The organism is Bradyrhizobium sp. LB13.1, assembly GCF_054056815.1.
In genome coordinates this window covers 4,671,086-4,696,696 of record NZ_JBSRYQ010000001.1, presented here as the reverse complement: position 1 = coordinate 4,696,696, position 25,611 = coordinate 4,671,086, and the positions used below count along the sequence as shown (strand labels likewise).

Sequence of the window (25,611 nt, the reverse complement as noted above, 5' to 3'; positions counted from 1 at the left end):
TTTTGGCTATCCATCTATCTCGACCAAATATACCGGTAGGCCAGCATCTGCCGATCTCGCCGCGGTCTGCTCTCGGTAAAGCTTCTTTTCGTCGGCATTGGACAGTCGCACGCCCAAGGTTGCGAGTTCGTCACAAAGAGGTTTGCCGGCCGACCAAGTCGAACTGAGCTTGTCGCGGATTCTTCGGTCGGCACAGATCGTCTCAGCATCCGAATATTTTCGAGCTGAGAAAGCAATGACCGGCTTTCGATCGACCTCGATTGTAAATACGGACAATGAAATCTTGTCCTCGATCATGCCTTTCCCTTGCCGCGGTCGACACGTTGCTCCCGGAACTCCGAAGGCCCCTTGATCAACCGCCGCTTCCGAGTGGCGTTTTCCTCGGCCGAAGCGGCAGGATCGCCGATTCGGTCAATCGTCTTTCCAGCAAGCTCTTTGGCGCGCTCGGCGGAGACTTTTCCGGTCGACGCCATCGCAGGGTTTGATAGGGACTTACCTAGGCCGATCTCAACCAGCCGGCGGATTGCCTCGGGACGTGATGGCTTTGGTGCAGGCCGCCCTTCAATCCAGCGGTCGACCCCCTGCATCTCGTTTGGCGGCATCCGCACCATCACAGGTACAGCGTCGACGCGCGGCCTTCCTAGGGGGCGTTTTTTTCTGATATTAGAAACTGTTGACTTTGCCATTCTTACCTGATATCAGAAAAGACAGGCCGGAGCAAGGTGGCTGCCTCGCTTTCGGCCCTGACCCCAGCGCGAAAGGATCTTCTGCGCCATGGCTGACACCACTATATCCAAACTGACCCGCCAACACCGCCGCATCGTTACACTCATGCACGGCGCACTGCCACAGCGCGTCGTTGAGATGCTGGACGACACCGCCAATGACGTGCTCGGCCAGCTTGCCGAAGCCGAGGCGACGACTTGGCTCGAATTCTCGGACAAGGTGGCCTGCTTAGTCGGCGGGCTGCCGCACGATCCGACGTCCGGCTGGCTGGAGCGCGTGCGGGACAGCTTCGCTGCTGACTTGCTGGCGCTGCCGGTGCGCTCGGCATGGGCGGAGAGCGAGTTGGCCGAGGCGGCGGAATAGATACCAATCGGCGGCCCAGCAGCTCAGCGCCACCCCATCAAGCCCACGCCAAGCCCGCTCCTGAAAGGGGCGGGCCATCCGCTTTCTCAAGCTCAAGTAACAAAGATTTACAAATCGGTTGCAGCGTCGGTTTGTGCCGCATTTGTTCTAAAGCGACCGTGTATAAGAATCATAAGTGCGTCGGCCTCAGCCGGCGAGGTTTGCGGAGTACTTTTTTCAGGGGCGCGCTCTTGCCCAATCCCGCCAACGACAACAACCGCTTGCTCACGCCAGAGCAGGCGGCCGCTCGGCTTAACATCACCGAAGATCATCTCCGCGACCTCGTTAGCGACGGCGCAATCGAATACATCAATGTAGGGCTTGGCAAGAAGCGGCCACGGCGGCGCTTCACCGAGGCCGATCTAGCCAACTTCATCGATCTACGGCGCGGAAGGGAAACACCATGTCACTCTACAAAGACCCACGGTCGCCCTACTACTCTTTCGATTTCCAGCACGCCGGTAATCGGTTTCATGGCAGCACGAAGTGCACGACTCGACGCGAGGCAAATGCGTTCGAGGCCTTAGAGCGCGAAAAAGCCAAGGCTCTGGTGAAGGCGACGCGGCGCACCAAGGCTTCGCTGGCGATTGATGATGTCGCGGACCGGCTCTGGAATGACAGCGCGCAATATGACTCGGAGCCGAAAGCTACTGAGACCAACCTGGCGCGGCTGATCGAATATTTCGGTAAGGAGAAGCCGCTCACAGAGATTGACCACAAGGCGGCCAAGGACCTCGTGGCATGGCGGCGAGGGCATCGCGTCTCGCGCCGCGGCAAACGGACCAGAGAAGAAGAGTTGGCCCTGCCGCTGGTCTCGAACGCCACCGTCAACCGATCGGCGACCAAAGTGCTGCAGCGGCTATTCACGTTCGCCAGGTCCGAGGGCGCGGTATTCGACAGTGAGCCGAAGTGGGCCGAACTGAGTCTGCGTGAGCCCGAGGAGCGCGTACGAGAACTGAAGAGCGAGGAGGCTGACGCACTCGATTCATCTATGCGCGACGACTATGCCCCGTTCTTCGACTTCGTCCGGGCCAGCGGCATGCGCTTAAAGGAGTGCGTAACGTTGCGGTGGTCTGAGGTCGATTTTGGCACCAGACAAATCGTGCGGCTTGGCAAGGGCGGCCGGCGCGTGGTGTTTCCGATCACGCCAGGGGTGCGGGATATCCTATTCCCGTTGCAAGGGCAGCACCCCGAGTTCTGCTTCACCTACGTTGCGGTCTACGGCAACAGGCGGCTGGGCCGGATTAGGGGACAGCGCTACCGTCTGACCTACACGGGAGCCAAGACCGCCTGGCAGCGCCTCCGCGCGAACTCAGGCATTGCCGATTTTCGTTTTCATGACTTCCGCCACGACTTCGGAACTAAGTTGCTGCGTGACAGCGGCAACCTCAAGCTGGTGCAGAAGGCGCTCAACCACCGAGACATCAAGAGCACGCTGCGATACGCGCATGTGCTGGATGAGGATGTCGCCGCAGCGGTCGAGCGGCTCGCCGAGTCCCGAAAGGGGCCGGAGAGAAAGGGCAGGAATGTGATCTAATTCGTTGATCGGCCGCAACAGGCACGTACCTTCCGTCGAATTGTTTCACATATGCAACCGATATGGTATGTTTAAACGCCATTAGGATTGTAAGGGAGGCTGAAATGGCAGAGCTCCCAATTCCTGACTTCTCCACTCTTCAAAAGCTGTTTGGTTGGGCGGGCGAACAAGCACAGACGTTTGTTCGGGTACTCAATAGTCCTGCCCAATATTACCGGGATCAGGTTGAGACGCAGAGCGACCCCATACCAGCCGCTGCGAAGTTCTTCGCATTCGTATGATTGGTCTGGTGGATCGTCGAAATTCCACTCAGCTTGGTGTTCTGGAATCTCTCAATGTTTGACGCCGCCACGGCTTTTTCGGTCATCGTCCCGGATATCTGCGGTGTCCTAGTTTTCACCTTATTGGTGTTTTGGTGCGCAGCACTCTTCAGAGGGAAGGGCCAATTGCGCTACCACTTCGCCGGGTTGATTGCAGGTCGCGGATTATGTTCCGAACCTTGATCCGGAGATTCGAAATCTAGTTCTCTCGGGCTCCCCTGCGATGGTTCCGTCAGTGTTCGGAGCTTTCGCCATGGTGATGCAGCTTTTCGTGTATGTGTGGATCGTCGCAAAGATTGTCCCGCTTGTGAGTGCTATCCACTCGTTCGGTAGGATCAGAGCACTTTTGGCAGTGTTGATTGGTGGAGCATTGTCACAAGTCGTTGCTTGGTTTGTTTTTATGCCATTTTTCGCCGAGCTGGTTAAACGGGCGGCGAAAGCTTAGCCAGCGCCGTTGAGCGGCTCGCGGAGTCCCGGAAAAAATCCCGGAGTAAGATCAAGAGAGTAAGTTAAACGTTTGACTTTACGAATGAATTAGGAATCCGCGTCCCACATTTCAGATGTCGTTCGCCGCGACGCTCGGGCTGGTGGCGCTGGTGCAGATCGGCATGCCGAACCTGTTCGCATCGCCCGATCATTCGGCGACAGCGCGCGTTGCGATGTGGGGCGGGCGCGAGATCGCGATGCTGTTCATGGCTTCGCTGATCGCGGGACTTGCGACCACGCCCTATGCCGCTTTCCACTTCCACCGCGTCACCCCGTTCGGCGTGCTCGCCAATCTCGGTGCGATGCCGGTGGTCTCGGCGCTGGTGATGCCGGCGGGGCTGCTCGGGCTGCTTGCGGCTCCCTTCGGGCTCGATAGCGTGTTCTGGTGGCTGATGGGGATCGGCATCGACTGGATGGTCGTGGTCTCGCGCTGGGTCGCGGCATTGCCGGGCGCGATCGGCCGCATCCCGGCTTTCGGCATCGCGCCGCTGATCGCGGCGAGCCTGGGGATCATCGTGCTGGGCCTGTTGCGCACGCCGCTGCGCTGGTCCGGCGTACTGGTGCTGCTGGTCGCGATTCTCTGGGGGCTGTCGGTGCGGCAGCCCGACATCCTGATTGCCGGGGATGGCCAGAGCGTCGCGGTGCGGGGCAAGGACGGACATCTTCACCTGATCAAGACGAGCAAGGATAGCTTTTTGCTCAAGGAGTGGTTGGCTGCCGACGCCGATCCGCGCGATGCCGCCAGCACCTCGCTGGCGGCCGGCGTGTCTTGCGATGAATCCGGCTGCGTGACGCCGCTCGCCGATGGGCGGCTGGTCGCGCTGGCACTGCGCATCGACGCGCTGGCGGACGATTGCAACCGCGCCGCGCTGGTGGTGACGGCACGTCCCGCGCCGCCCGATTGCGCCGCGATGGTGGTCGATCGACGGCGGCTCGCGAGCCAGAGCGCGCTGGCGCTGACGCAGCGTGGTGACGGCTTTGCAGTTCAGGCGGTGAGGGAAAGAGGCACGAGCCGTCCCTGGTTGCCGGCCGGCGCAGGCGAAGGTGATTTCGACGGCAGTCTTGCGCCGAAAAAGATCCCGCCACGCAGCAAGGACGCAACGCCGGCGGAAATCGATTTGCAAGCCGACGATTAATCGGATCGTGCGGAGAGATGCAGTGGGCTGGTGCATCCGATCGGATTCGCTGGACGCAAACCACACCACCTCGCCGGCCACGGCCGGCGATTGCAAATCAATCCTGGCCTCCGATCCCGTGGCCGGAGGGCGACCGTGTCAGCCGATCGGCAGGCGCGTGATGGTCGGCTGCCTGTCGGCCATGATCTGCGGCTTGTGCTCGCGCTCGCCGGCCGGCAGCGTCACCGGCAGTTGCAGCACGGTCGCGCGCTGTCCTTCGACAAGCTGGGTCACCAGCACGTATTTGCCGTCGGGGAATTCGATCGCGTCATGATGGCGGTCGGGAATGTGCGGATCGATCTTGCCGAACTTGCCGACACGGGAATTGATCGTGCGTGTCCAGATCCAGCGATTATCGTAGCGGATGTTGTCGGCGAAGGCGAGCTCCGTTCCCGGCAGCAGGCAGACGGCCACAGTCGGATCGGCTGCGGACGCAAAACCACGCGTCGAGGTGCCGCGGAAGGTTGTCGTGACGACCGTCTCGCCGACTTCGGCGGGGCGCGACGCGATGGCATGCAGGCTGTAGTCACACATCGGGTGCTCCTCATGCTGGGATAGCAACCGGCGTCTCTTATCGAGGCGCAGGCCCCTATCAGAGTGGAAACACACAAGCCTCTGCTTGGTTATGGGCAAATCTGCGGCTGGTTTCCGCACGCCGCGATCACATTATCTTTCCCGAATCGGCGAGGAACAAAGCCTGCTCCTGGGCATTTCGGTCGCGCACGTCAGCGGCCGGAGATGCCCTTGCGCATGACGTCTCCTCAAACCGGAACGCCGCGAAGCCTCTGGGATGCTTGGTGCGGCGTGTCGAGGATGGGCCGCCGGAGAAGCGGCCGGATAATCTGTGCAGAACCAGGATGACTATCCAGCCGGAGCGGGCAATCCGTCCACTCCAATTGGTATTGCGTGACTGCCGTACGGGCTCAGTACTTTCGGTACAGCCCGATCAGCTTGCCCTGAATTTTTACCCGGTTCGGCGGCAGGATGCGCACCTCATAGGCGCCGTTGGCGGGCTCGAGCGCGATCGATGCGCCGCGGCGGCGGAAGCGCTTGAGGGTTGCTTCCTCGTCGTCGATCAGCGCCACCACGATGTCGCCGGTATCGGCGCTCTCGTTGCGCTGGATCAGCGCCATGTCGCCGTCGAGGATGCCGGCCTCGACCATGGAATCGCCGCGCACTTCGAGCGCGTAGTGCTCGCCCGAGCCAAGCATGTCAGGCGGTACGCTGATAGTGTGGCTGCGGGTCTGCAACGCCTCGATCGGTGTGCCGGCCGCAATCCGGCCCATCACCGGCACCGCGACCGGACGTTCACCATCGTCCGCGGGCAGGCTGGAGCTCGCACGTACCTTGCCGAGATTGCCCTCAATGACGCTCGGCGTGAAGCCGCGGCGGCTGCCGGCGGCGGCCTGGAGCTCGGGCAATTTGATGACCTCGATCGCACGGGCGCGGTTGGGCAGGCGTCGGATGAAGCCGCGCTCCTCGAGCGCCGTGATCAGGCGATGGATGCCCGACTTCGAGCGCAGGTCGAGCGCATCCTTCATCTCGTCGAAGGAGGGCGGCACGCCGCTTTCCTTCAGACGTTCATTGATGAACCGCAGAAGCTCGTATTGTTTGCGCGTTAACATCTCGACCAAAGTCTCCCGGTTGATGTCGTTCGATTCCGAGACGCTGAATTCAGCAATAAGCCGCTACACGCTCGAAACAAATCATGAACGGACACTATATGTTCGATATGTGTTCCGCAACTGCTTAATTTACCGTGAACAGAGCGAAGTTCGCGGAACATGCGTTGTCGGGGCGCTCACACGGGGAGCCGCAACACCTCGCAAGGTGTGCCTGCTTCGGCTTTCGGCGCGAACGGTGCGCGCACGAGAAGTACCTGTGCCGCAGCGAGATTCGCAAGCAGCGAAGAGTCCTGATGGTTGACGGGAAGGGCAACGCGCGTGCCGTCGTCGCGCTCCTCCAGATGCGCGCGCAGATAGTCTTCCCGCTGGTCGTTGGCGCCGACGTCGCGGCCGAGCACGGCGCGCTCGCGGCGATGGTGAATCACTGAACGGCCCGAGAGAGCGCGAATCAGCGGCACCAAGAACAGGAAAGCGCAGACGTAGGACGACACGGGATTGCCCGGCAGGCCGATCACCTCCATCGCGCCGAGCCGCCCGTGCATCATCGGCTTGCCCGGCCGCATCGCGATCTTCCAGAACGCCATCGTTATGCCTTCGTCCCTCAGCGCCTGCTGGACCAGATCGTGGTCGCCGACCGATGCGCCGCCGGTCGTGATCAGGATGTCGGCTCCGCTCTCGCGGGCGCGTCGAATGCCGACGGTGGTGGCCTCCAGCGTGTCGGTGGCAATACCGAGGTCGATGGTCTCGGCGCCCTCGCTGCGAGCGAGAGCGTGCAGGGCGTAGCCGTTGGAATAGACGATCTGGCCGTGACCGGGCGTGGTGCCCGGCATCACCAGCTCGTCGCCGGTGGCGAGGATCGCGACCTTCGGACGTCGGCAAACGGAGAGGTGCGGGTGATTCATCCCGGCCGCAAGCGCGAGGTCGCGCTCGGTGAGACGGCTTCCCTTGCGCAGGAGCACGTCGCCGTCACGGAAATCGACACCGGCGGGCCGGATGTGCCGTCCGGCGATCGCGGCTTCCTTGATCGTGATGCGCTTGCCGTCGGCGACCGTGTCCTCCTGGATCACGACGGCGTCGGCGCCGTAGGGAACGACGCCGCCGGTGAAGATCCGCACGGCCTCGCCGGCGCCGACTGTTCCCGCGAACGGCCGACCTGCCGCGACCTCGCCGATGACGGTGAGCTTCGAATCGATCGTCGCGGCATCGGCCGCACGCACCGCGTAGCCATCCATCGCCGACATCGCCTGTGGCGGCTGCGTGCGCCGGGCCGCGGCGTCGCGCGCGAGCACGCGATGGTAGGCTTCGTCGATGGCAACCATCTCTTCGGGCAGCGGCTCTGCACCCGCCAGCACCGCGGCAAGCGCGTCAGAAACCGGCATCAAGGCCACGGCGAAAACTCCTGCTCGGCACGTTCGGGCGAATGTTCCGCAAGTCTTCTAGCCGAGCGCGGGCGCAGAGGCAAAAACAGCTGAGCGGGGACAGTCATCCCGCTGCTTCACATTGTTCTGGAAGGCAAGATCAAGCCCGTCGCGGCATGATCCGAGGAACGAGACAGATCGGCAGGAGAGTGACCATGGCAGGGACGAGATGACGACCGCCCCGGCCAGCACCGATCAGGTCGCTGTCTGCTCGGGACTTACGTCGGGCGCCTTCGGCCCCTGATCCTTGTCGGGAAGCGGATCGGCCTGGGATTTCAGGTCGGCGGCCTTGCTCACGAGCTTGGCGGAAAGGGCCGAGTCTGAGGTTGTCCTGGCGAATTCAAGAAGAAGAGAGGCCTGCTTGGTGAGGTAGGTCTTGCCCAACACGATGATGCATCCGTCCGTAGAAGTCCCAACGGACTCAAGAGTCCGGAGGGTGGCATTCCGTTCCCGGAACTCTGTCTAAAAATGCACAAAGTGTTTTGGTTCCTCGTCCCCGGGGTGAAATTGTTCCGGATCGGCAGGTCGGCTTGCCTGGCAATGTGCTGGGGCGGGCGGTCAAATCCCCAGCGCCTTGAGGGCGATCCCGACGTCACGCGGCGAGATCACATGCACCGCCGTCATGCCGCGCGCCCGCGCGCCTTTGATGTTCTCGGCAAGATCGTCGAAGAACACGATACGCTCGGCGGGCACGCCGATCGCAGCAATGACGTGGTCGAAGGCCTCCGCATTCGGTTTGCGCAGGCCGATGCTGGACGACAAATACAGCTCGCGGAAATGGCGGAGGACGTCGGCATATTCCTTCGAGAAATAGTCCACGTGCGGCCGGTTGGTATTGGAGAAGACGTAGAGCGGCATCTGCTTCGCTGCCCGCGGCAACAGCTCGGCGATATCAGGCATTTCGCCGGTGAAGATCGCGTTCCAGCCTTCCAGGAACTGCGCGTCCGAAATGCCGATTCCGAGCGAATCTCGCAACGAGGCGAAATAGTCCTCGTCACTGAGCTTGCCCACCTCGTGCAGCCGATAGGCTTCGCTGTCCCGCACGTAGCGCGCGACGATGGCATCGGGCTCGCAGCCAGCATGTCCCGCCCAGCAGGCGATCGCCTTGGAGAAATCGATATCGAGCACCACGCGGCCGAGATCGAACAGAAGCGCATCCGCGCTGCCGGGAGAGAGCGATGTCATAGCGTCCTTTCACTCAGTATCGATATGGCTCGTGGTCGAACAGCGGAAACGCGCTGAACACGCTCGGCGCGTTGGTTGCGGTCGCTGCATGGAGGCAGGATTTGTCGACCTCGGCGAACGAAGTCGCACCCAGCAAGCCGAGGCAACGCAGCACTTCGTCCTCGAGCAGCTCCAGCATGCGCGCCACGCCGGCTTCGCCGGCCGCCGCCAGTGCCCAGCATTGCAGCCGGCCGATGCCGACGAGGTCGGCGCCCGCCGCGATCGCCTTGACGATGTCGGTGCCGCGACAGACACCGCCATCGACCATGATTTTGGCGCGGCCCTTCACTGCATCGACGATCTCGGGCAGCACGTGCATGGCGCCGCGACCGTGATCGAGCTGACGGCCGCCATGGTTGGAAACGTAGATCCACTCGACGCCGTGATCGATCGCGATCAGCGCGTCCTCTGGCGTCGCGATGCCCTTGAGGATCAGCGGGATCTTGAACTTGTCCTTGATCATCTTCACCGTCCGCCACTCCAGGCCCTTCTGGAAATCGCCGCCGGTGGCGCGCAGGCGGCTCTCGCGAACGTACCGCTTGGCGATGTCACGCTCGCGACGGCTGTAATGGGCGGTATCGACGGTCAGGCAGAAGGCGGCATAGGCGTTCTTCTCGGCCCGGCTGACAACGTCGGCGACGAAGGCATCGTCGCCGCGCACATAGAGCTGGTAGAGGCGCAGCGCGCCAGGTGCCGCCTCGGCGGTCTTCTCGAGGCCGGGCTCGGACACCGAACTCAGCATGTGCGCCGCACCGAAAGTGCCGCAGGCGCGTGCCACGCTCGCCGCGCCATCCGGATCGAAGATTTCGAGCGCGCCGACGGGGGCGAGCACCACCGGCAGGCGCATCTTGCGGCCGAATTGCTCGACCGAGCCGACGACCTTGCTGACATCGCGCAGCACGCGCGGGCGGAAGGCGATTTCGTCCAGCGCCATGCGGTTGCGACGCATCGTGGTCTCGGTCTCGGCGGCGCCGACGATGTAGTCCCAGGCGTTCTGGTTCAGGTTGGCACGCGCCTTGCGGATGAATTCGTGCAGGTTCTGGAACGGCTCGGCGCTGGCGCCGAGTTCGACGTTCCTCTCCGGCCGGGTGCGGGGCGCGTCATTCATTGTTGTCCTCCCGAGAATTTGAACTCTTATTGTCATCGCCTATCGTGTCCGGCCCTCCAAAACCATCCTAAAATCGCATAGCTGCGAGGCGTGGGCCGGCGGACCGATTCCCGTCTTGCGCGAAACGGTTTCGGAACGTTGCCAAAAGTTTAGGCTCGGGCGAAGGGATTTTTTACGGTCTAGCCGCCGGCGTGGTATCTCGGCCTTGAAGAAACCAGAATGGTATTGTGAACAGCGGGCTGGATCGCCATTTGCATGGCGCAGCCGAAGCCCAAAGCAAAAAGGCCTGTCTATCCATGCGGAAAACCCTGCTGTTCCCCTTGGGCGCGCTCACCGGCGCGTGTCTGACCCTTTTGGTAGCCAGTCCGCACGGCGGCGTATGGGCAGCACGGGCGGCAGCGAGCGCGGATGACGCCTATTCCCAGCTCAATTTGTTCGGCGAAGTATTCGAGCGGGTGAAGGCGAGCTATGTCGAGAAACCCGACAATGCCAAGCTCATCGAAGGTGCGATCACCGGCATGGTGACCGCGCTCGATCCGCACTCGCGCTACATGAACGACAAGGCCTGGACCGAGATGCAGGAGACCACCTCCGGCGAGTTCGGCGGGCTCGGCATCGAGGTCACGATGGAGGATGGCCTCGTCAAGGTCGTCTCGCCGATCGACGACACTCCGGCGTCCAAGGCCGGCATCATGTCGGGCGACCTCATCAGCAAGATCGACGGCGACGCCGTGCAGGGCATGACACTCGAGCAGGCCGTCAACAAGATGAAGGGCCCCGTCGACACCCAGACCAAGCTCACGATCGTGCGCAAGGGGGCCGACGCCCCGCTCGACGTCGCGATCAAGCGCGAGATCATCCATGTGCGCCCCGTCCGCTTCCACGTCGAGAACGGCGATATCGGCTATATCCGCGTCTCCTCATTCAACGAGCAGACCACCGACGGCCTGAAGAAGGCAATCGCGTCGATCTCCAAGGACATCCCGCAGGAGAAGCTCGTGGGCTACGTGATGGACCTGCGCAACAATCCGGGCGGATTGCTCGACCAGGCCGTGTCGGTGTCGAGCGCGTTTCTGCAGCGCGGCGAGGTCGTCTCGACCCGCGGCCGCAATGCGGAAGAGACCCAGCGCTTTACCGCGCACGGCGGTGACCTCACCAAGGGCAAGCCGCTCGTGGTTCTGGTCAACGGCGGCTCGGCTTCGGCCTCCGAGATCGTGGCCGGCGCGCTGCATGACCACAAGCGCGCGACCATCATCGGCACGCGCTCGTTCGGCAAAGGCTCGGTGCAGACCATCATTCCGCTCGGTGCCCGCAACGGTGCGCTGGCGCTGACCACGGCGCGCTACTACACGCCGTCGGGCCGCTCGATCCAGGCCCAGGGCATCGCGCCCGACATCGAGATCCTCCAGGACGTGCCGCCCGAGCTGAAGGGCCGGATGGACACCATGGCGGAGTCCCAGATGCGCGGCCATCTTCAGGCGGCCGATGGCACGGAGCAGACCGGATCACAGTCCTATGTTCCGCCGGAAGAGAAGGACGACAAGGCGCTGCATACGGCCTATGACTTCCTGCACGGCCAAACCGCGAATGCTGTCGCGGCCAAGCCTGCGCCGAAGGCTGCGGTGCCGAACTAAGTCTCGCGATTCCAGACATCGATCGCCCGGGAGTGGATGACCGCTCCCGGGCGAATTCGTTTGGGACGCTGCAACGACGCGACTTCCAGGTTCACATCGGTCAAGCGCTCGGTCTCAACTGCGTCATGGCAACGCCGGACATCGCGAGCAGCCCGCCGATGATCAACTTTGAGGTCATGTGTTCGCCAAGAAACAACACGCTCGACATCAGGGCGAACACCGGAAGTAGCAGACCGAAAGGGGCGACGCGACTCATCGAGCAACGCCCGATCAGCCAGAACCAGAGTCCAAACCCGACAATTCCTCCGATGAAAATCGTGTAGGCGAGTGCCAGCCAACCACGTCCATCCGCGGTGACAAGGCTCGCGAGTTGTCCTTGTTCAAGGAGCAACGACATCAACATGACCTGGCGGCACCGTGAGCAGCGAGGACCACCCCATCAACATCAGGGGATCAATAGGGCCGTAGCGCTTCGTCAAGACGTTGGACACGGCGAATGCGAAGGCTGCCCCGACCACGAGCAGCAGGGGAAGCGCGTTTGCCGACAGGCCGGGCTCCGCCGCCAATACGACCACGCCGACAAATGCAAGCACCACTCCGGCGGACGTGGTGAGAGACGGCCTCTCCGCGAGCAGCGGCCACGCCAACAGGACGGTGAAGGGCGGCGCGAGTTGATATGCGACGGCCGACATGCTTCCCGAGCCGAGCCCAAGGCCAACATAGAAGAGCCCGAAGTTCAGCCCACCGAGGAAAATCGAAATAGCTACGATGGGGCCGAACTGTGCACGCGTGGGCCGTTTGACGAACGGAACGAGCAACAGCGCGATGGCCAGGAAGCGCAGTGCGAGGAAGAAGAGAGGCGGAAACTCCGTAACGCCTACCTTGATGGCGACGAACTGATAACCCCAGAGCAAGGGGACGGCCACCGCACAGACGATCTGGATGGCAGACATGGCATTCTTCCTTTCAAGACCGATCAGTCTAGATATCGACGCGCCAATAGCGGAGGCGTCCATGGGTTGTTTACCTAATGAAGCGGTCGAGAAGAGCGTCAACGGCGGCTTGCGACGTGATCCGTGTCGGTGCCGTTTTGGCGACCACGCGTAGCCCCCAAAGGAAACAGACGAGAATTCGGGCGGCACTGGAAGGCTCGACGCCATCGGCCAATTTGCCCGCCGCCTTCGCACGGGACAGGGCATCAGCCAGCTTGGCCTCCATGGCCTTGAAAAAGCTCCCGATGCGGCGATCAACTTCAGCGTCACGGCCGGCCAGTTCCATGGCCGTGGCCACCAGCAGGCATCCGCGCCGACCATTGGCACCGCTCGTTCGCTCAACGTAGCCGGCAAGGTAGGCCCGCAGGCCGTCGACCGGCTCTCTGCGGGGGTCGAGTTCGACGTCCATCCGCGTCACGGCATCGGCGACGTAGCGATCAAGTGCACGCAAGAACAGCGAGTGCTTGTCCCCGAAAGCGGCGTAGAGGCTGCCACGCGATAGCTTCGTCGCTCGAAGCAGGTCCGGTAGCGCCGTGGCATGATAGCCGCGCGACCAGAACACGCCCATCGCCTGTTCGACAGCGGCTTCCGTGTCGAAACTTCGGGGACGGCCACGGGGCAACTGCACTGGGCTTTGGCGGCGCATCTCCGATATATAGACCAAATGGTCTTGAATTCAAAGCGGTCGCTCGCGCCGATTGGCTGTCCGTCGATGTTTCTAGCCCGCTTCGCGGCGTCGGCTCTCGTTGCCGCCGCGCTGGGCGAGCCGGCTGCGATGGAGCGCGAACAGCTCCAGCACCTTGTCGGCAGGCTTCGCGGCGCTGAACAGATAGCCTTGCATCTCGGAGCAGCCGAGGGCGCGGAGCAGCCGCTGCTGCTCCTCGGTCTCGACGCCCTCGGCCGTGGTGGTCATGCGGCGAGCGGCCGCGAGATTGACGACGGCCTGCACGATGCTGGCGGAGCCGTCGGGGCCGGCGATGTCGTTGACGAAGCAGCGGTCGATCTTGATCTTGTCGAACGGGAAGCGGTGCAGATAGCTCAGGGAGGAGTAGCCGGTGCCGAAATCGTCGAGCGCGATGCGCACACCGATGGCGCGGAGTTGATGCAGGATCGCGAGCGCGGTGTCGTCGTCGCGGATCAGCACCGCCTCGGTGATTTCGAGCTCGAGCCGGCTCGCCGGCAAATTGGAGGCAGCGAGCGCCGCCATGATCTTCAGCGCCAGCGTGCCGCTCTTGAACTGCACCGGTGAGACGTTGACGGCGAGGCGGATGTCGTCGGGCCAGTTGGCGGCGTCCCGGCAGGCGGTCGCCAGCACCCATTCCCCGATCTCGTTGATCAGGCCGGTGTCCTCGGCGATCGGGATGAACTCGGCCGGCGAGACCATGCCGCGCTCGGGATGACACCAGCGCACCAGCGCCTCGCAGCCAGTGATGCGGTCGTCCTTCAGGCTGAGGCAGGGCTGGTAATAGACATCGAGGCCGCCATGGGCGATGGCGTGGCGCAGATCGATCTCGAGCTGCCGCCGCTCGTGGACCTTGGCGTCCATCTCCGGCTCGAAAAAGCGATAGGTGCGGCGTCCGGCGGCTTTGGCGGCGTACATCGCCATGTCCGCGTTCTTCAGGATCTGGTCGAGCGCCGTTCCGTGGTCGGGTGCCAGTGCGATGCCGATGCTGGCGTCGGTGGCAAGATGATGGCCCATGCAGTCAAACGGCGCGCGGATGGCCTCGAACAGCCGCGCGACGAGTTCGTTGACCTGATCCAGCGATGTCACCGCGCTCTGTACGATGGCGAATTCGTCGCCGCCAAGCCGCGCCACGAAATCCGCCGGGCCTGCGCACCGGCGGAGGCTCTGCGCGACCGACTTCAGGAGTTCGTCGCCGACGAGATGCCCGAGCGCGTCATTGACGCCCTTGAATTCGTCGATGTCGATATAGTGCACCGCGAGTTGTTCGCCCGCGGCGACGAGAGCCAGTTCCTCGCGCAGATGCTCGTGGAACAGGGTGCGGTTGGGCAGGTCGGTCAGCGCGTCGTAATGAGCGAGATGGGTGATGCGCTCCTCGATGCGTCGGCGCTCCGTGATGTCCTCGTGTGTCGCCACCCAGCCGCCGTCCGTGAGCGGTTCGTTGACGATCTGGATCGAGCGACCGTCGGAGGTGTCGACCACCATCGAATTGCGCATATGGATGTCGCGCAGGACCCGTGCGACATACGGGTCCACATCGCCGGTGAAAGAGCCGGTGGCGCTGCGGTGTGCAATGATGTCGCGGAAGCTACAGCCGGGTCTCACGATTTCGGCAGACAGCCCGTACATCTCGATGTAGCGCTGATTGCAGATCACGAGCTGCTGCGAGGCGTCGAACAGCAGCAGGTCCTGGGTCATGTTGTTGACGGCGCGGTCGAGACGCTGCTTTTCCAGCGTCAGCCGTTCCCGCGAAAGGCGGTGCTGCTCCAGGAGCTTGCGCACGATCGCGATCAGCACGCCCGCGATGGCGAGCGCGGAAGAGGCGGCGACCGAGATCAGGATGCCGATCTGCTCGCGCCAGTCCATCAGTGCCGACGCGCGCGTCGTGGTAGCCATCATCAGGATCGGGAAGTGGGGCAGGGCATGCGAGGAGATCAGCCGGTCCTCGCCATCGACGGGGCTCATGAAGCGGCCGGCGAAATGATCGAGCCCGAAGACCCTCTGGTGCTCGAACGGACCGTTCTTGAAATTTCGTCCCATCAATTCGCCGGAATGGGGATATCGGGCCAGCAGCGTGCCGTCCCGATGTAGCATCGAGATCGTCGCGCCTTCGCCGAGCACGACGGTCTCGAAGAATTTTTCGAAGCCTGCCGGCTCGATGCCGCGCCCGATCACGCCCATGAATTCGCCGTCCGGTCCGACGATCTTGCGCGCGATGAGGATGGTCCATGCGCCGGAGATGCGACTGTGCAGTGGCTCGATCAGGACGTCGGGAGCATTGGGATCATATCGAAAGGTCCGGAAATAGGCGCGATCGGCGACGTTCAATTTCGGGACTGGCCATGCCGTCGACGAATTGATCAAATTGCCTTCGGCATCGATGATGTTGACGCCGCCCATGTAGGGCAGTGCCTCGATCTTCGAGCGCAGCATCCGGTGGATGTCCTGGCCGGAGAGGCGTTTGCGATAGTCTGCTGCACTGGTGATGCCGGTGGCGCGAACGTGGTCGACGAAATCCTGCTGGATGACGGCGAAATCCTGCAATTGCTGGTCGAAATGATGGGCGAGCATCAGCACGGTGTTTTCCAGCTCGCGGCCGGAATTGCGAAGCGCACGTTCGCGGAAATTCTGCGCCATCAGCGTGGCGCCGACAGCGATCGCCGCGATCAGCAACATGCCGCCCACCACCAGCCAGCGGATCGGTCCGCTGCGGACGAAGGCATGGTCAAAAAGGCGGCTGCCGAATCTCGTCATCATGATCGATCGTTGTCATGCACACGCCAGGGTCAATTCGCGGCCCCGGAAACATCCGTTGGTTTACGGGAACGGGGTGGAGGCGAAGTTAGGAAGCTGGGTTAATGCGCCGTGAATGGACACGCACAAATACGATCGATGCGCGAAGCCGGGAGGCGTGCAGAACATCAAGTTCGGATCGATCAGCTCTTCATTGCGTTGATCGTCCGCGTGCTGCGGCGCCCCAGGATCGCCACAACGATCAGCGCCGCGACGATGTTCGCGGCGGCGCTGATCAGGATCGGCAAAGTATAGCTGTGATTGACGTCGTAGGCGAAGCCGGCCGCACTCGGACCAACCAGCGTGCCGAACGCCACGCTGGTGTAGAGGATGCCGATGATGCCGCTGACGTTGCGTCCGCCGAAATAGTCCATCACGACCGCTGGTAGCACCGCGACCCAGCCGCCGTAGAACACGCCGTAGATGAAGGCGAAGGCGGCGAGGGCCCAGACGTCAGCGGCAATGGCCCAGATCGCCATCGCGAACGCCATTCCGGTCAGGACCATGATCAGCGAGCGGTCGCGGCCCATCCGGTCGGCGACCGCGCCGAGAACGAAGCGGCCCGCGGTGCTGCCGGCCCCGATCACGCCGAGCAGCAGCACGGCAGAGGACGCCGCGACCCCGTGGTCGCGCGCGTAAGGCACGAGATGAACGAATGGAACGAAGGCGCCGAACGAGCAGACCAGACACGATACATAAAGGGCGATGAACCGCGTCGACCGGACGGCCTCGCGCACCGAGGCGCCGCCGGCGTTGTTTGCGTCCGCCGCATCGCAGGGCGGATCGCCGTCGGGTCGGAGGCCGCGGTCCTTCGGATCGTTCTCGATGAGCAGCGACATCCCGCCGCCTAGCACCAGCGCGATCGCGCCCAGCACCAGATAAGCGCCGCGCCAGCCCGTCGATGCGATCAGCAATGAGGCGAGCGGCGGCATCGCCAGCGTACCGAGCCCGATGCCGCTCACCGCGAGCCCAGAGGCAAAGCCGCGGCGCTTGACGAACCAGCGTTGGACCGCGCCGATTGCTGGAACATAGGCGCAGCCGACGCCGAGGCCGACGCCGAGCCCGTAGGCGAGATAGACCTCCACGAGGGAACGTGCAGCGCTCGCGGCCGCTAGTCCAACCGCCATCAGGATCATGCCCGCGACGGCCAGTGGACGCGAACCGAGCCGGTCGGCGAGAGGGCCGCTGACGAGTCCGAGGGCGAAGTACAGAAAGCCCGCAATCGAGAACACCAGCGAGATTGAACCGCGGGAGGCGCCGAAATCGCGCTGGAGCGGCTCTAGAAATGCGCTGAATGTGTAGACAGAACCAAAGCCGACGAACATGACGGCAAATGCCCCCGCGACGACGAACCAGCCGTGGAAGATGCTTCGCCCAGCGGGCATGAATGGAGTGGTCAATGCTGCCTCCGCGAGGTGGGGGAAGGATGGCGACGATGCCAGGACGTGACACGCTGGAACGTTGCGCCAGCGCGAACCAGCGTGGCCTCGTCGAGATGGGCGGCAACAAGCTGGAACGCGATCGGCAGTCCGTCCGTCGATGCACCACCTGGTAGCGTGATCGTGGGATGACCGGTCATGTCGAACGCGCAGGTGTAGCGCTGCAGCTTCGCAATCAGATCCGGCTGCTCGCCGAGCGTCCGGATCATGGTCAGCGTCAACGGCGCGAAAGGGTGTACCGGGATCAGCAGCAGGTCGATGGTCTCGAACAGCGCAGTCACCTGGCCGCGCAGTGCCAGCCGCCGCAGCAGGATCTTCTGATAATCGAGACCGGAGAGCGCGCGACCAGCCTCGAGCAGCGAGGCGAGGATCGGACCATACTCGTTCTTGCGGGCAGGATAGGTCGCCTCGTGCGCGACCGCAGCTTCCACCGCGCAATTAGGGGTCCAGTCGGTGATCGCCTGTCTTACGTCGGGAAATCTGACGTTGACGGTGTGGGCGCCAAGCGCGCGGAAAGCATCAATGGCATCCGCCAACACGTGTTGTGTCGCAACGTCCACGTCCTCGCTGTTCCAGGCAGCGTCGACGCCGATCCGCAAGCCCCGCACGTCCTGTGCGGCCGCGGCAAGATAGTCCGGCACCGGATTGAGCAGCGACATCGGGTCGTTCGGGTCGTGTCCGGCGATGACCCCAAGCAGCACGCCGGCATCGACAGCGCTGCGGCCGATTGGTCCGATATGGTCGAGCGTCGCGGCCAGCTCGAACGTGCCGTGGCGGCTGACGCGGCCCCAGCTCGGTTTCAGCCCGGTCAGGCCGTTGGCGGCGGAGGGCCAGCGGATCGAGCCGCCGGTGTCGGAGCCGAGCGAGCCGAAGCAAAGTCCGGCGGCCGTCGCAACCGCCGAGCCGCTGGATGAAATACCCGGCCAGTAATCCGGATTCCATGGATTTCGCGGTGGCGTCACCAACGGATGGTGATCGGAATAGGCGCCCTCGGTGAGCTGCAACTTGCCGAGCACCACGGCGCCTGCATCCCTGAGCCTGCGCGCGACGGTCGCATCTTCACCGGGACGAAAATCGCGATGAAGCGTAGTGCCGGTCGCCGTCGGAATGCCCTTGGTCCAAAACAGATCCTTCAGCGCAATCGGTACGCCATGCAGCGGGCCCCGATACTGGCCATTTGCGATTTCGGCATCCGCGGCTTTCGCCTCGTCGATAGCCGTTTCCGCCATCACGTGAACGTAGCTGCCGAGTTCACGGTCCAGGGCGTCGATACGGTCGAGTTGCGCGCGCGTCACATCCAGCGCGGAGATTTCGCGCGCCTTGATGCGTGCAGCAAGCTCGGTGAGTTCGAGATAGTGCAGGGCTTCGGCCACGGCGTTCTCCATTTTTTGTCATCGCAATGACGCTCGGTCTCAACGAGTAATCGACACCAGTATAAATAGAATACAGGTGTCTATTGCTGTCAACAGGTAAACATGTTTTACTGGTGTTCCAATTCCTCCGGTATTCTGATGTCGAAAGAGTCACGCAAATTCCAGGTTCCCGACGCGCTGGCGAACGTCTACGATTTCGCCAACACGCTCGATGTTCGCCACTTCACGCATTTCGGTGTGGAGCACCCGCAGAGCGACGAAATTGCCGGGATGAAGCAGATCGCGGACTGGATGCAGGAGCGCGGCCTCGGCGGCGGGCGCATCACGCCCGCGATGTTCGCTACCGCGCTGCGGCTGCGCGAAGCGCTACGCGCCTATCTGCAATGCGACCCAGCCGAGCGGCGACGGAACAAGGAGGTTCTCGGCGCGCTCGGTGACGCGCTCGCGGCGTTTCCGTTGCGGGTGGAGGCGCGGGTTGGCTGCGGCGCAGTATTATCGGCGATGCGCGCGGATGCGCTCGCCGGCCTGTCGACCATCGCTATCGAGCTGCACAACGCAACGCTTGTGGGAACGCTGGACCGGCTGAAGATGTGCGCCTCGGAGGAATGCCGCCGGGTGTTCTTCGACCGGTCGAAACCATCGACGCGGCGGTGGTGCATGTCGACGCTGTGCGGCAATCGGATGAAGACGCGCGCCTATCGCGAGCGGCAGCGCGAGGCGAAATAGATCAGCGGCAATCAGGCGCGGTAGTGGCCGGACTTGCCGCCGAGCTTCTCGACCAGGTGGATGCCCTCGATGCGCACGCCGCGCTCGACCGCCTTGATCATGTCGTAGATGGTGAGGCAGGCGACCGACACGGCGGTGAGCGCCTCCATCTCGACGCCGGTCGGGCCCGTGACCTTCACGCTGGCGCGGACGAGGCAGCCCGGCAGCTTTGCGTCGGGCTCGATGTCGACCGTCACCTTTGACAGCGCGAGCGGATGGCAGAGCGGGATCAGCTCCGAAGTGCGCTTGGCAGCCATGATGCCGGCGATGCGGGCGGTGCCGAGCACGTCGCCCTTCTTGGCGTTGCCGGACACGATCAGGTCGAGCGTCGCCTTGGTCATGACGACGCGTCCTTCCGCGACCGCGAGCCGCTCGCTCGCGGGCTTGTCGGACACGTCAACCATCCGCGCCTCGCCGGAGGCGCCGATATGGGTGAGGGCGGGGCCGGTCCTCGTCGGTTTGGCCTTTGCGGGCTTACGCGCCATCAGCGCGTGCCTGTGGCGCGCGCGGTCTCGCGTGCGAGCAGCGTGCGCGTCGCAGCGGTGACGTCGGCTTGGCGCATCAGGCTCTCGCCGACCAGGAAGGTCGACATGCCGACGCGCTCGAGCCGGGCGAGATCGGCGGGCGTGAAGATGCCGCTCTCGCCGACCATCAGCCGGTCCCCGGGGATCAACGGCGCCAGCGTCTCGCTGGTCGCTAACGTGGTCTCGAAGGTACGCAGATTGCGGTTGTTGACGCCGATCATCGGCGAACGCAGTTTTAGCGCGCGGTCCAACTCGGCGCGGTCGTGAATCTCGATCAGCACGTCCATGCCGTAGGCGAGGGTGGCGTCCTCGATGTCCTTTGCCGCGGCATCATCGAGCGCCGCCATGATGATCAGAATACAGTCGGCGCCGTGCGCGCGGGCCTCCGCCACCTGATAGGTGTCGAACATGAAATCCTTGCGCAGCACCGGCAGTGAAGTTGCCGCGCGCGCGGCCACCATGAAGTCGAGATGGCCCTGGAACGAGGGCGTGTCCGTCAGCACCGACAGGCAGGCGGCGCCGCCGGCCTCATAGGCCCTGGCGAGCAGCGGCGGATCGAAATCGGCGCGGATCAGGCCCTTTGACGGCGAGGCCTTCTTGACCTCCGCGATCAGCGCGTAGTCGCCGCTGGCGTGCTTGGCTTTGATTGCTCGCACGAAGCCGCGCGGTGCTGCTTGCGCCTTGGCTTGCGCCTCCACGGCCGACAGCGGCTGCGCGCACTTGGCGGCTGCGATTTCCTCGCGCTTGTAGGCTTCGATCTTGGTCAGGATGTCCGACATGTCAGGCTCAGCCGTTCGAGACCGCGATCAAATGTTTCAGCCGCGCGCTCGCTGCGCCGCTGTCGAGCGATTTTGCGCCGATCGCGACGCCTTCCTTGAGGTCGCTGGCACGCCCGGCCACGACCAATGCGGCAGCGGCGTTGATCAGCGCGACGTCACGGTAGGGGCTCGGCTTGCCGTCGAGCACGCTTTGGAGCGCGATCGCATTGGCGTCGGCGTCGCCGCCTTTGAGTGCGCCGGCCTCGCAGCGCGGCAGGCCGGCGTCCTCCGGCGTCACCTCGAAATTCCGGATCTCGCCATTGTGGAGCGCGGAGACGAAGGTCGGGCCGGTGAGGGTGATTTCGTCGAGGCCATCGGAGCCGTGCACGACCCAGGCGGATTCGGAGCCGAGGTTCTTGAGCACTTGCGCCAGCGGCTGCACCCATTGCCTGGAGAACACGCCGACCATCTGCCGCTTCACGCCGGCCGGATTGGACAGGGGGCCGAGCAGATTGAAGATCGTGCGTGTCGCAAGCTCCACCCGGGTCGGGCCGACGTTCTTCATGGCAGGATGATGGGCGGGGGCGAACATGAAGCCGATGCCGCATTCGCGCACGCAGCGGCTGACCTGATCCGGCCTCAGATCGATCTTCACCCCGAGCGATGCCAGCACGTCGGCGGCGCCCGAGCGCGACGACAGCGCGCGGTTGCCGTGCTTGGCCACCGGCAGACCTGTGCCCGAAACGACGAAGGAGGCGCAGGTCGAGACATTGACCGAGCCGGAGCCGTCGCCGCCGGTGCCGACGATGTCGACGGCGTCCGCGGGCGCGTCGACCGTGAGCATCTTGGAACGCATCGCCGAGACCGCGCCGGTGATCTCGTCCACGGTCTCGCCGCGCACCCGCAGCGCCATCAGGAGGCCGCCCATTTGCGAGGGCGTAGCCTCGCCGGACATCATGGCGTCGAAGGCGGAAGCCGCTTCGTCACGCGACAGGCTGGCGCCGGTCGCCACTTTTCCAATGATCGATTTCAGGTCGTCCATCGCGTGCTTTCAACTGCTCTATTGGTTCGCGCCCGTCACCTGCGCGAAGGCGGCCTGATTAATGGTGGTGCCGATTTCGGTTTCGAGCCTGTTGACGTAGGAAGCGATCTGCTCCTCGGTCTGCGCGCGGTCGAGGCTGTCCTTCAGCTTCTTGACCGCGTCGGAGGCGGCGTCGACCGTGGGATCGATGATGTCGGTGACGCGGAACACGATCACTTCGGTGCCGCCGGTCACCGGCGTCTGCCCGACGCCGTCCTTGGCGGCGCGGAAGGCGGCCGCCACGACGGCTGCGGGCACGCTGGCGGGCGAGTCATCGCGCTTGAAGCCGGTGGCGGTCTCGACCTTGGCGCCGATCGCGGCTGCTTCGTCGGCGAGCTTGCCGCCGGATTCGAGCTTCTGCACCATCTCGGTCGCCTTGGCCTTCAGCTTGGTCGCGATCTGGTCCTGCCGCCAGCGCGCCTCGACCTGGTCGCGAACCTCGTCGAGATTGCGGTCGCGCGAGGGCGTGATGGCAACCACGTCGTACCAGACATAGCCGCCCTTGAACGAGATCGAGTCATTGTCGACACCGACATCGGTGTTGAAGGCCTGCGACACCACGTCGAGGCCCTGCGGGATGTTGGAGACCGGCTGGCCGTTCGGGGTGCGGCCGGAACGGTCGACGGCGTCGATGGTCACGGCGGTGAGGCCGAGCTTCTGCGCCGCGTCGATCACGCTGGCACCTCCGCCGCGCTCGTCTTCCATCTTGTCGCGGAGATCGGCGACCTTGACGCGCGCACGTTCGGTGGCGATCTCGCGCTTGATGTCGGCGGCGACGCTCGCATAGTTCGCCTCATTGCCCGGCTCGATCTTGTCGACCTTGACGATCGACGTGCCGAGACGGCCCTGGATCGGCTGGCTGATTTCACCGGCGGGAAGCGCGAAGACGGCGTCTCCAACCGCGGGATCGAGCGAGGATTTGGTCACGAGCCCGAGATTGACATCGGACGCGCTCAGTCCGCGCTCCTTGCCGAGGTCCTCGAACGACGTCCCGCTGGTGAGCCGCTCGCGTGCGGCCTGCGCCTCGGCGGCATTGGGGAATACGATCTGTTGGATCTGGCGCTTCTCAGGCGTGCCGAGCCGGTCCTTGCGCTGGTCGAACACTTTCTTGGCGTCCTCGTCCGACACCTCGCTCCACTTGCCGATCTCCTCCGGCGAGACCACGACGAACGCGATCTTGCGATATTCGGGCGCGCGGAACTGGACCTTGTGATCCTCGAAATAGGCGGCGAGCGCCTCGGGCGAGGGCGCGTCGATGGTGCCTGCCTGGGCTGCGTCGAGCCTGACGAATTCAATGGCGCGCTGCTCGTTCTGGAAGCGCGTCAGCACGTCGAGCATCGTCTTTGGCGGCTCGAGGCCGGCACCGATCGTACCGGTGATCTGCCGGCGCAGCGAGACCTTGCGCTGCTCGGAGACGTAGCGCTGCTCGGTATAGCCGACATTGCGGATCACGGCCTGGAAGCGATTCGGATCGAAGCTGCCGCCGACGCCCTTGAAGTTCGGGTCGTTCATGATGACCTGGCGGATCTGGTCGTCGGACTGGCCGAGCCCGAGCCGACGCGCCTCTTCGTCGAGGGCGGCTTCCGCGATCGTCTGCTGGAGCACCTGACGGTCGAGGCCGAAGGCGCGCGCCTGCTCAGGCGACAGCGGACGGCCGAACTGGCGGCTGATCTGTTGCAGGCGGTCGGTATAGGTCTGGCGGAACTCGTTCAGCGAAATCTCGGTGCCGCCGACCTTGGCCACGGTGGATTGCCCGAAGCCCTTGAAGATGTCGGCGATGCCCCAAACGCCGAAACTGATGATCAACACGCCCATCACGATGGCCATAATGGTCTTGCCGAGCCAGTTTGATGAGGCCTTGCGCATTCCTCGAAGCATTTGGTCCAACTTGTTTGGCAGGAGGGGAACGGGAGCGCGTCTTAATGCAGATTCCGCAAAAGCGCGTCACCAAATTGATAGATCATCATAAAGTGGCGGCTTTCCCCCCGCAACCTCAGGTCCAGCATGCTTTCGATCCCTGCGGTTAAAAGCCCCTGGTCTCTGGAACTGCCACGGGACCTCTGCTAGCGCATGCGCAAACCTCATTTTGCTGGAAATTGACATGACCGACGCCATTCGACCGCTGATCGCCGGCAACTGGAAAATGAACGGGCTGAAGGGCTCGACTGCCGAATTCGACGCCATGCTTAATGGTGCGGCAGAGGTGGCGGGTAAGGCTGATCTGCTGGTTTGCCCGCCGGCGACCCTGATCGCAGCCTTTGCCGAGAAGGCGCGCGGCAGCAAGGTCACGGTCGGGGCTCAGGATTGCCATCCCAAGGCCTCCGGCGCCCATACCGGCGATATCGCCGCCGAAATGCTGGTGGATGCGGGCGCGACCGCCATCATTGTCGGCCATTCCGAGCGCCGCGCCGACCACGGTGAGGGCGATGCCCTGATCCGGCAGAAGGCCGAGGCTGCCTGGCGCGCGGGGGTGACGGCGATCGTCTGCATCGGCGAGACGCAGGGCCAGCGCGATGCCGGCCAGACCCTGGACATCCTGCGCGGCCAGCTCAGCGGCTCGCTGCCCGACGGCTCCACCGCCGCCAATCTGGTCGTGGCCTATGAGCCGGTCTGGGCGATCGGCACCGGCCTGACCCCGACGGCCCAGGATGTCGAGCAAATTCATCGCTTTATTCGGGAATTCCTGACCTCCAGGTTTGGAGCCGACGGCGCTAAAATGCGCATCCTCTATGGCGGCTCGGTCAAGCCCTCGAATGCGGCTGAGCTGATGGCGGTGAAGAACGTCAATGGCGCGCTGGTCGGCGGGGCCAGCCTGAAGGCGGCCGATTTCCTTGCGATCGCCCAAGGCTGCCCTAATTAAAGGCTGTCCCAATTAAAGGCTGTCCCAATTAAAGGCTGTTCCAACTAAGGGCTGCCCCTGGCTAATTCCAAACCTTAGGACCCGGCCGATCGGGGGTGGCAATGCCCCTTCCGATCGTGTAACACCGCGCAACTTCAGGAAAACCCGCGAAGCACGATCGGCCGCCTCTCGGCGCTGTCGCGCTTGTGACGGAAGGACACTATGCAGACCGTTGTCATCGTCATTCACCTCATGATCGTCAGCGTCATGATCGGCGCCGTGCTGCTCCAGAAGTCGGAAGGCGGCGGCCTCGGCATGGGAGGTGGCGCAGGCTTCATGTCGAGCCGCGGCACCGCGAACCTCCTGTCGCGGACCACCGCGATCTTGGCCGCGGGCTTCTTCCTGACCAGCTTGTTCCTGTCCTGGCACGCGGGCTACGACCGTGCGCCTTCGTCGATCATCGGTACACCGGCGTCGCAGAGCCAGCCGGCCGGCGGCGGGCCGATCGCGCCGCCGACCTCGGGCGGTATCCTGGATTCGCTGAAGAAGGCGGATGAGCAGCAGCAGGCTCCGGCACCGAGCGGCCCGCAGGTACCGCGTTCGCAATAAAGCAGGGGGGCCATGCAGGGCGGCTTCTACCGTCCTGCATCAACAATCCCCATCAAGGCTTTGTCACCACTCTTAGTTTTTGGCTCACCCACAGGCCCGCA

The 25,611-nt window shown here is 63.7% G+C and carries 24 protein-coding genes and 3 pseudogenes; 9 read left to right on the top strand and 18 right to left on the bottom strand.

Annotated elements, in window-relative coordinates; genetic code table 11:
* Positions 1 to 6 precede the first annotated feature (6 nt).
* Positions 7 to 297 (bottom strand): hypothetical protein, encoded by a 291-nt coding sequence (locus ACVWYI_RS22375; protein ID WP_247353480.1) that lies wholly within the window; start codon positions 295 to 297, stop codon positions 7 to 9.
* Complete coding sequence (locus ACVWYI_RS22370) at positions 294 to 686, bottom strand: hypothetical protein (protein ID WP_354106230.1); 393 nt, start codon at positions 684 to 686, stop codon at positions 294 to 296. Before ACVWYI_RS22370 ends, ACVWYI_RS22375 begins: the two co-directional genes overlap by 4 nt.
* Before the next feature lie 88 nt (positions 687 to 774).
* On the opposite strand from ACVWYI_RS22370, the gene ACVWYI_RS22365 reads away from it, so the two are divergent.
* Positions 775 to 1,089: a hypothetical protein gene (locus ACVWYI_RS22365; protein ID WP_354048025.1), complete on the top strand. Its 315-nt coding sequence runs from the start codon at positions 775 to 777 to the stop codon at positions 1,087 to 1,089.
* A gap of 107 nt (positions 1,090 to 1,196) precedes the next feature.
* On the opposite strand, the gene ACVWYI_RS22360 is transcribed toward ACVWYI_RS22365, so the two are convergent.
* Positions 1,197 to 1,400, bottom strand: coding sequence for a hypothetical protein (locus ACVWYI_RS22360; RefSeq protein WP_456664632.1), 204 nt, complete (start codon positions 1,398 to 1,400; stop codon positions 1,197 to 1,199).
* On the opposite strand from ACVWYI_RS22360, the pseudogene ACVWYI_RS22355 reads away from it, so the two are divergent.
* The 4 genes and pseudogenes from ACVWYI_RS22355 to ACVWYI_RS22340 all read left to right on the top strand — a co-directional run.
* Positions 1,386 to 1,445: pseudogene (locus ACVWYI_RS22355) on the top strand (hypothetical protein); the annotation flags it as partial. The gene ACVWYI_RS22360 and the pseudogene ACVWYI_RS22355 overlap by 15 nt on opposite strands.
* Positions 1,446 to 1,531: 86 nt before the next feature.
* Positions 1,532 to 2,665 (top strand): tyrosine-type recombinase/integrase, encoded by a 1,134-nt coding sequence (locus ACVWYI_RS22350; RefSeq protein WP_354048023.1) that lies wholly within the window; start codon positions 1,532 to 1,534, stop codon positions 2,663 to 2,665.
* A gap of 573 nt (positions 2,666 to 3,238) precedes the next feature.
* A complete protein-coding gene (locus ACVWYI_RS22345) occupies positions 3,239 to 3,430 on the top strand; it encodes a hypothetical protein (protein ID WP_456663222.1) in 192 nt (63 codons plus the stop codon).
* A 103-nt stretch (positions 3,431 to 3,533) separates the two neighbouring features.
* Positions 3,534 to 4,607, top strand: a pseudogene (locus ACVWYI_RS22340) (ComEC/Rec2 family competence protein); the annotation flags it as partial.
* A 138-nt stretch (positions 4,608 to 4,745) separates the two neighbouring features.
* On the opposite strand, the gene ACVWYI_RS22335 reads toward ACVWYI_RS22340, so the two are convergent.
* The 6 genes from ACVWYI_RS22335 to ACVWYI_RS22310 form a co-directional block, all read right to left on the bottom strand.
* Positions 4,746 to 5,180, bottom strand: coding sequence for a hypothetical protein (locus ACVWYI_RS22335; protein ID WP_354106531.1), 435 nt, complete (start codon positions 5,178 to 5,180; stop codon positions 4,746 to 4,748).
* A 389-nt stretch (positions 5,181 to 5,569) separates the two neighbouring features.
* Positions 5,570 to 6,271, bottom strand: coding sequence for a transcriptional repressor LexA (gene lexA / locus ACVWYI_RS22330; RefSeq protein ID WP_247349229.1), 702 nt, complete (start codon positions 6,269 to 6,271; stop codon positions 5,570 to 5,572).
* 176 nt (positions 6,272 to 6,447) lie between these two features.
* Positions 6,448 to 7,659, bottom strand: coding sequence for a molybdopterin molybdotransferase MoeA (locus ACVWYI_RS22325; RefSeq protein WP_247349228.1), 1,212 nt, complete (start codon positions 7,657 to 7,659; stop codon positions 6,448 to 6,450).
* A 225-nt stretch (positions 7,660 to 7,884) separates the two neighbouring features.
* Positions 7,885 to 8,076: a hypothetical protein gene (locus ACVWYI_RS22320; RefSeq protein ID WP_247349227.1), complete on the bottom strand. Its 192-nt coding sequence runs from the start codon at positions 8,074 to 8,076 to the stop codon at positions 7,885 to 7,887.
* 171 nt (positions 8,077 to 8,247) lie between these two features.
* Complete coding sequence (locus tag ACVWYI_RS22315; protein WP_354106530.1) at positions 8,248 to 8,874, bottom strand: HAD family hydrolase; 627 nt, start codon at positions 8,872 to 8,874, stop codon at positions 8,248 to 8,250.
* 13 nt (positions 8,875 to 8,887) lie between these two features.
* A complete protein-coding gene (locus ACVWYI_RS22310) occupies positions 8,888 to 10,021 on the bottom strand; it encodes an alpha-hydroxy acid oxidase (RefSeq protein ID WP_354106529.1) in 1,134 nt (377 codons plus the stop codon).
* Positions 10,022 to 10,317: 296 nt separating this feature from the next.
* On the opposite strand from ACVWYI_RS22310, the gene ACVWYI_RS22305 reads away from it, so the two are divergent.
* Entirely contained in the window at positions 10,318 to 11,655 is a 1,338-nt protein-coding gene (locus tag ACVWYI_RS22305) for a S41 family peptidase (RefSeq protein WP_247349224.1), read from the top strand.
* A 100-nt stretch (positions 11,656 to 11,755) separates the two neighbouring features.
* On the opposite strand, the pseudogene ACVWYI_RS22300 reads toward ACVWYI_RS22305, so the two are convergent.
* The 5 genes and pseudogenes from ACVWYI_RS22300 to ACVWYI_RS22280 form a co-directional block, all read right to left on the bottom strand.
* Positions 11,756 to 12,608, bottom strand: a pseudogene (locus tag ACVWYI_RS22300) (DMT family transporter).
* A 70-nt stretch (positions 12,609 to 12,678) separates the two neighbouring features.
* Positions 12,679 to 13,215, bottom strand: a complete 537-nt coding sequence (locus ACVWYI_RS22295; RefSeq protein WP_456649890.1) for a TetR/AcrR family transcriptional regulator — start codon at positions 13,213 to 13,215, stop codon at positions 12,679 to 12,681.
* Between the two features lie 150 nt (positions 13,216 to 13,365).
* Positions 13,366 to 16,086, bottom strand: a complete 2,721-nt coding sequence (locus ACVWYI_RS22290) for a bifunctional diguanylate cyclase/phosphodiesterase (protein WP_456663221.1) — start codon at positions 16,084 to 16,086, stop codon at positions 13,366 to 13,368.
* Positions 16,087 to 16,265: 179 nt separating this feature from the next.
* Positions 16,266 to 17,522 (bottom strand): MFS transporter, encoded by a 1,257-nt coding sequence (locus ACVWYI_RS22285; RefSeq protein ID WP_456663220.1) that lies wholly within the window; start codon positions 17,520 to 17,522, stop codon positions 16,266 to 16,268.
* On the bottom strand, positions 17,519 to 18,934 hold the full coding sequence (locus ACVWYI_RS22280; protein WP_456663219.1) for an amidase: 1,416 nt from the start codon (positions 18,932 to 18,934) through the stop codon (positions 17,519 to 17,521). Before ACVWYI_RS22280 ends, ACVWYI_RS22285 begins: the two co-directional genes overlap by 4 nt.
* Positions 18,935 to 19,072: 138 nt before the next feature.
* Between ACVWYI_RS22280 and ACVWYI_RS22275 the strand changes: the two genes are divergently transcribed.
* Positions 19,073 to 19,660 (top strand): CGNR zinc finger domain-containing protein, encoded by a 588-nt coding sequence (locus ACVWYI_RS22275; protein ID WP_456663218.1) that lies wholly within the window; start codon positions 19,073 to 19,075, stop codon positions 19,658 to 19,660.
* Positions 19,661 to 19,671: 11 nt separating this feature from the next.
* On the opposite strand, the gene moaC is transcribed toward ACVWYI_RS22275, so the two are convergent.
* Genes moaC through ACVWYI_RS22255 form a run of 4 tightly spaced genes read right to left on the bottom strand, consistent with a single transcriptional unit; the run spans position 19,672 to position 23,940 of the window.
* Entirely contained in the window at positions 19,672 to 20,184 is a 513-nt protein-coding gene (gene moaC, locus ACVWYI_RS22270; RefSeq protein WP_456663217.1) for a cyclic pyranopterin monophosphate synthase MoaC, read from the bottom strand.
* Positions 20,184 to 21,002, bottom strand: a complete 819-nt coding sequence (trpC, locus tag ACVWYI_RS22265) for an indole-3-glycerol phosphate synthase TrpC (RefSeq protein ID WP_456663216.1) — start codon at positions 21,000 to 21,002, stop codon at positions 20,184 to 20,186. The genes moaC and trpC overlap by 1 nt, the downstream gene beginning before the upstream one ends.
* 7 nt (positions 21,003 to 21,009) lie before the next feature.
* On the bottom strand, positions 21,010 to 22,023 hold the full coding sequence (gene trpD / locus ACVWYI_RS22260) for an anthranilate phosphoribosyltransferase (protein WP_456663215.1): 1,014 nt from the start codon (positions 22,021 to 22,023) through the stop codon (positions 21,010 to 21,012).
* An 18-nt stretch (positions 22,024 to 22,041) separates the two neighbouring features.
* Positions 22,042 to 23,940: a SurA N-terminal domain-containing protein gene (locus ACVWYI_RS22255; RefSeq protein WP_456649896.1), complete on the bottom strand. Its 1,899-nt coding sequence runs from the start codon at positions 23,938 to 23,940 to the stop codon at positions 22,042 to 22,044.
* A 223-nt stretch (positions 23,941 to 24,163) separates the two neighbouring features.
* On the opposite strand from ACVWYI_RS22255, the gene tpiA reads away from it, so the two are divergent.
* Both tpiA and secG read left to right on the top strand, forming a co-directional pair.
* The gene (gene tpiA / locus ACVWYI_RS22250) at positions 24,164 to 24,922 is read left to right on the top strand and encodes a triose-phosphate isomerase (protein ID WP_456663214.1); all 759 of its coding nucleotides are present in this window, start codon (positions 24,164 to 24,166) and stop codon (positions 24,920 to 24,922) included.
* Between the two features lie 201 nt (positions 24,923 to 25,123).
* The gene (gene secG / locus ACVWYI_RS22245; protein WP_247349211.1) at positions 25,124 to 25,510 is read left to right on the top strand and encodes a preprotein translocase subunit SecG; all 387 of its coding nucleotides are present in this window, start codon (positions 25,124 to 25,126) and stop codon (positions 25,508 to 25,510) included.
* Positions 25,511 to 25,611: the final 101 nt, after the last annotated feature.

Coding starts and splice junctions, on each gene's coding strand:
- ACVWYI_RS22310 (WP_354106529.1), bottom strand. CDS start 10,021: ATGAATGACGCGCCCCGCACCCGGCCGGAGAGGAACGTCGAACTCGGC.
- lexA (WP_247349229.1), bottom strand. CDS start 6,271: ATGTTAACGCGCAAACAATACGAGCTTCTGCGGTTCATCAATGAACGT.
- ACVWYI_RS22350 (WP_354048023.1), top strand. CDS start 1,532: ATGTCACTCTACAAAGACCCACGGTCGCCCTACTACTCTTTCGATTTC.
- ACVWYI_RS22305 (WP_247349224.1), top strand. CDS start 10,318: ATGCGGAAAACCCTGCTGTTCCCCTTGGGCGCGCTCACCGGCGCGTGT.
- ACVWYI_RS22295 (WP_456649890.1), bottom strand. CDS start 13,215: ATGGGCGTGTTCTGGTCGCGCGGCTATCATGCCACGGCGCTACCGGAC.
- secG (WP_247349211.1), top strand. CDS start 25,124: ATGCAGACCGTTGTCATCGTCATTCACCTCATGATCGTCAGCGTCATG.
- trpC (WP_456663216.1), bottom strand. CDS start 21,002: ATGTCGGACATCCTGACCAAGATCGAAGCCTACAAGCGCGAGGAAATC.
- ACVWYI_RS22335 (WP_354106531.1), bottom strand. CDS start 5,180: ATGTGTGACTACAGCCTGCATGCCATCGCGTCGCGCCCCGCCGAAGTC.
- ACVWYI_RS22275 (WP_456663218.1), top strand. CDS start 19,073: ATGTCGAAAGAGTCACGCAAATTCCAGGTTCCCGACGCGCTGGCGAAC.
- trpD (WP_456663215.1), bottom strand. CDS start 22,023: ATGGACGACCTGAAATCGATCATTGGAAAAGTGGCGACCGGCGCCAGC.
- ACVWYI_RS22255 (WP_456649896.1), bottom strand. CDS start 23,940: ATGCTTCGAGGAATGCGCAAGGCCTCATCAAACTGGCTCGGCAAGACC.
- ACVWYI_RS22315 (WP_354106530.1), bottom strand. CDS start 8,874: ATGACATCGCTCTCTCCCGGCAGCGCGGATGCGCTTCTGTTCGATCTC.
- ACVWYI_RS22365 (WP_354048025.1), top strand. CDS start 775: ATGGCTGACACCACTATATCCAAACTGACCCGCCAACACCGCCGCATC.
- ACVWYI_RS22375 (WP_247353480.1), bottom strand. CDS start 297: ATGATCGAGGACAAGATTTCATTGTCCGTATTTACAATCGAGGTCGAT.
- ACVWYI_RS22370 (WP_354106230.1), bottom strand. CDS start 686: ATGGCAAAGTCAACAGTTTCTAATATCAGAAAAAAACGCCCCCTAGGA.
- tpiA (WP_456663214.1), top strand. CDS start 24,164: ATGACCGACGCCATTCGACCGCTGATCGCCGGCAACTGGAAAATGAAC.
- ACVWYI_RS22290 (WP_456663221.1), bottom strand. CDS start 16,086: ATGATGACGAGATTCGGCAGCCGCCTTTTTGACCATGCCTTCGTCCGC.
- moaC (WP_456663217.1), bottom strand. CDS start 20,184: ATGGCGCGTAAGCCCGCAAAGGCCAAACCGACGAGGACCGGCCCCGCC.
- ACVWYI_RS22360 (WP_456664632.1), bottom strand. CDS start 1,400: ATGATCTTCGGTGATGTTAAGCCGAGCGGCCGCCTGCTCTGGCGTGAG.
- ACVWYI_RS22345 (WP_456663222.1), top strand. CDS start 3,239: ATGGTGATGCAGCTTTTCGTGTATGTGTGGATCGTCGCAAAGATTGTC.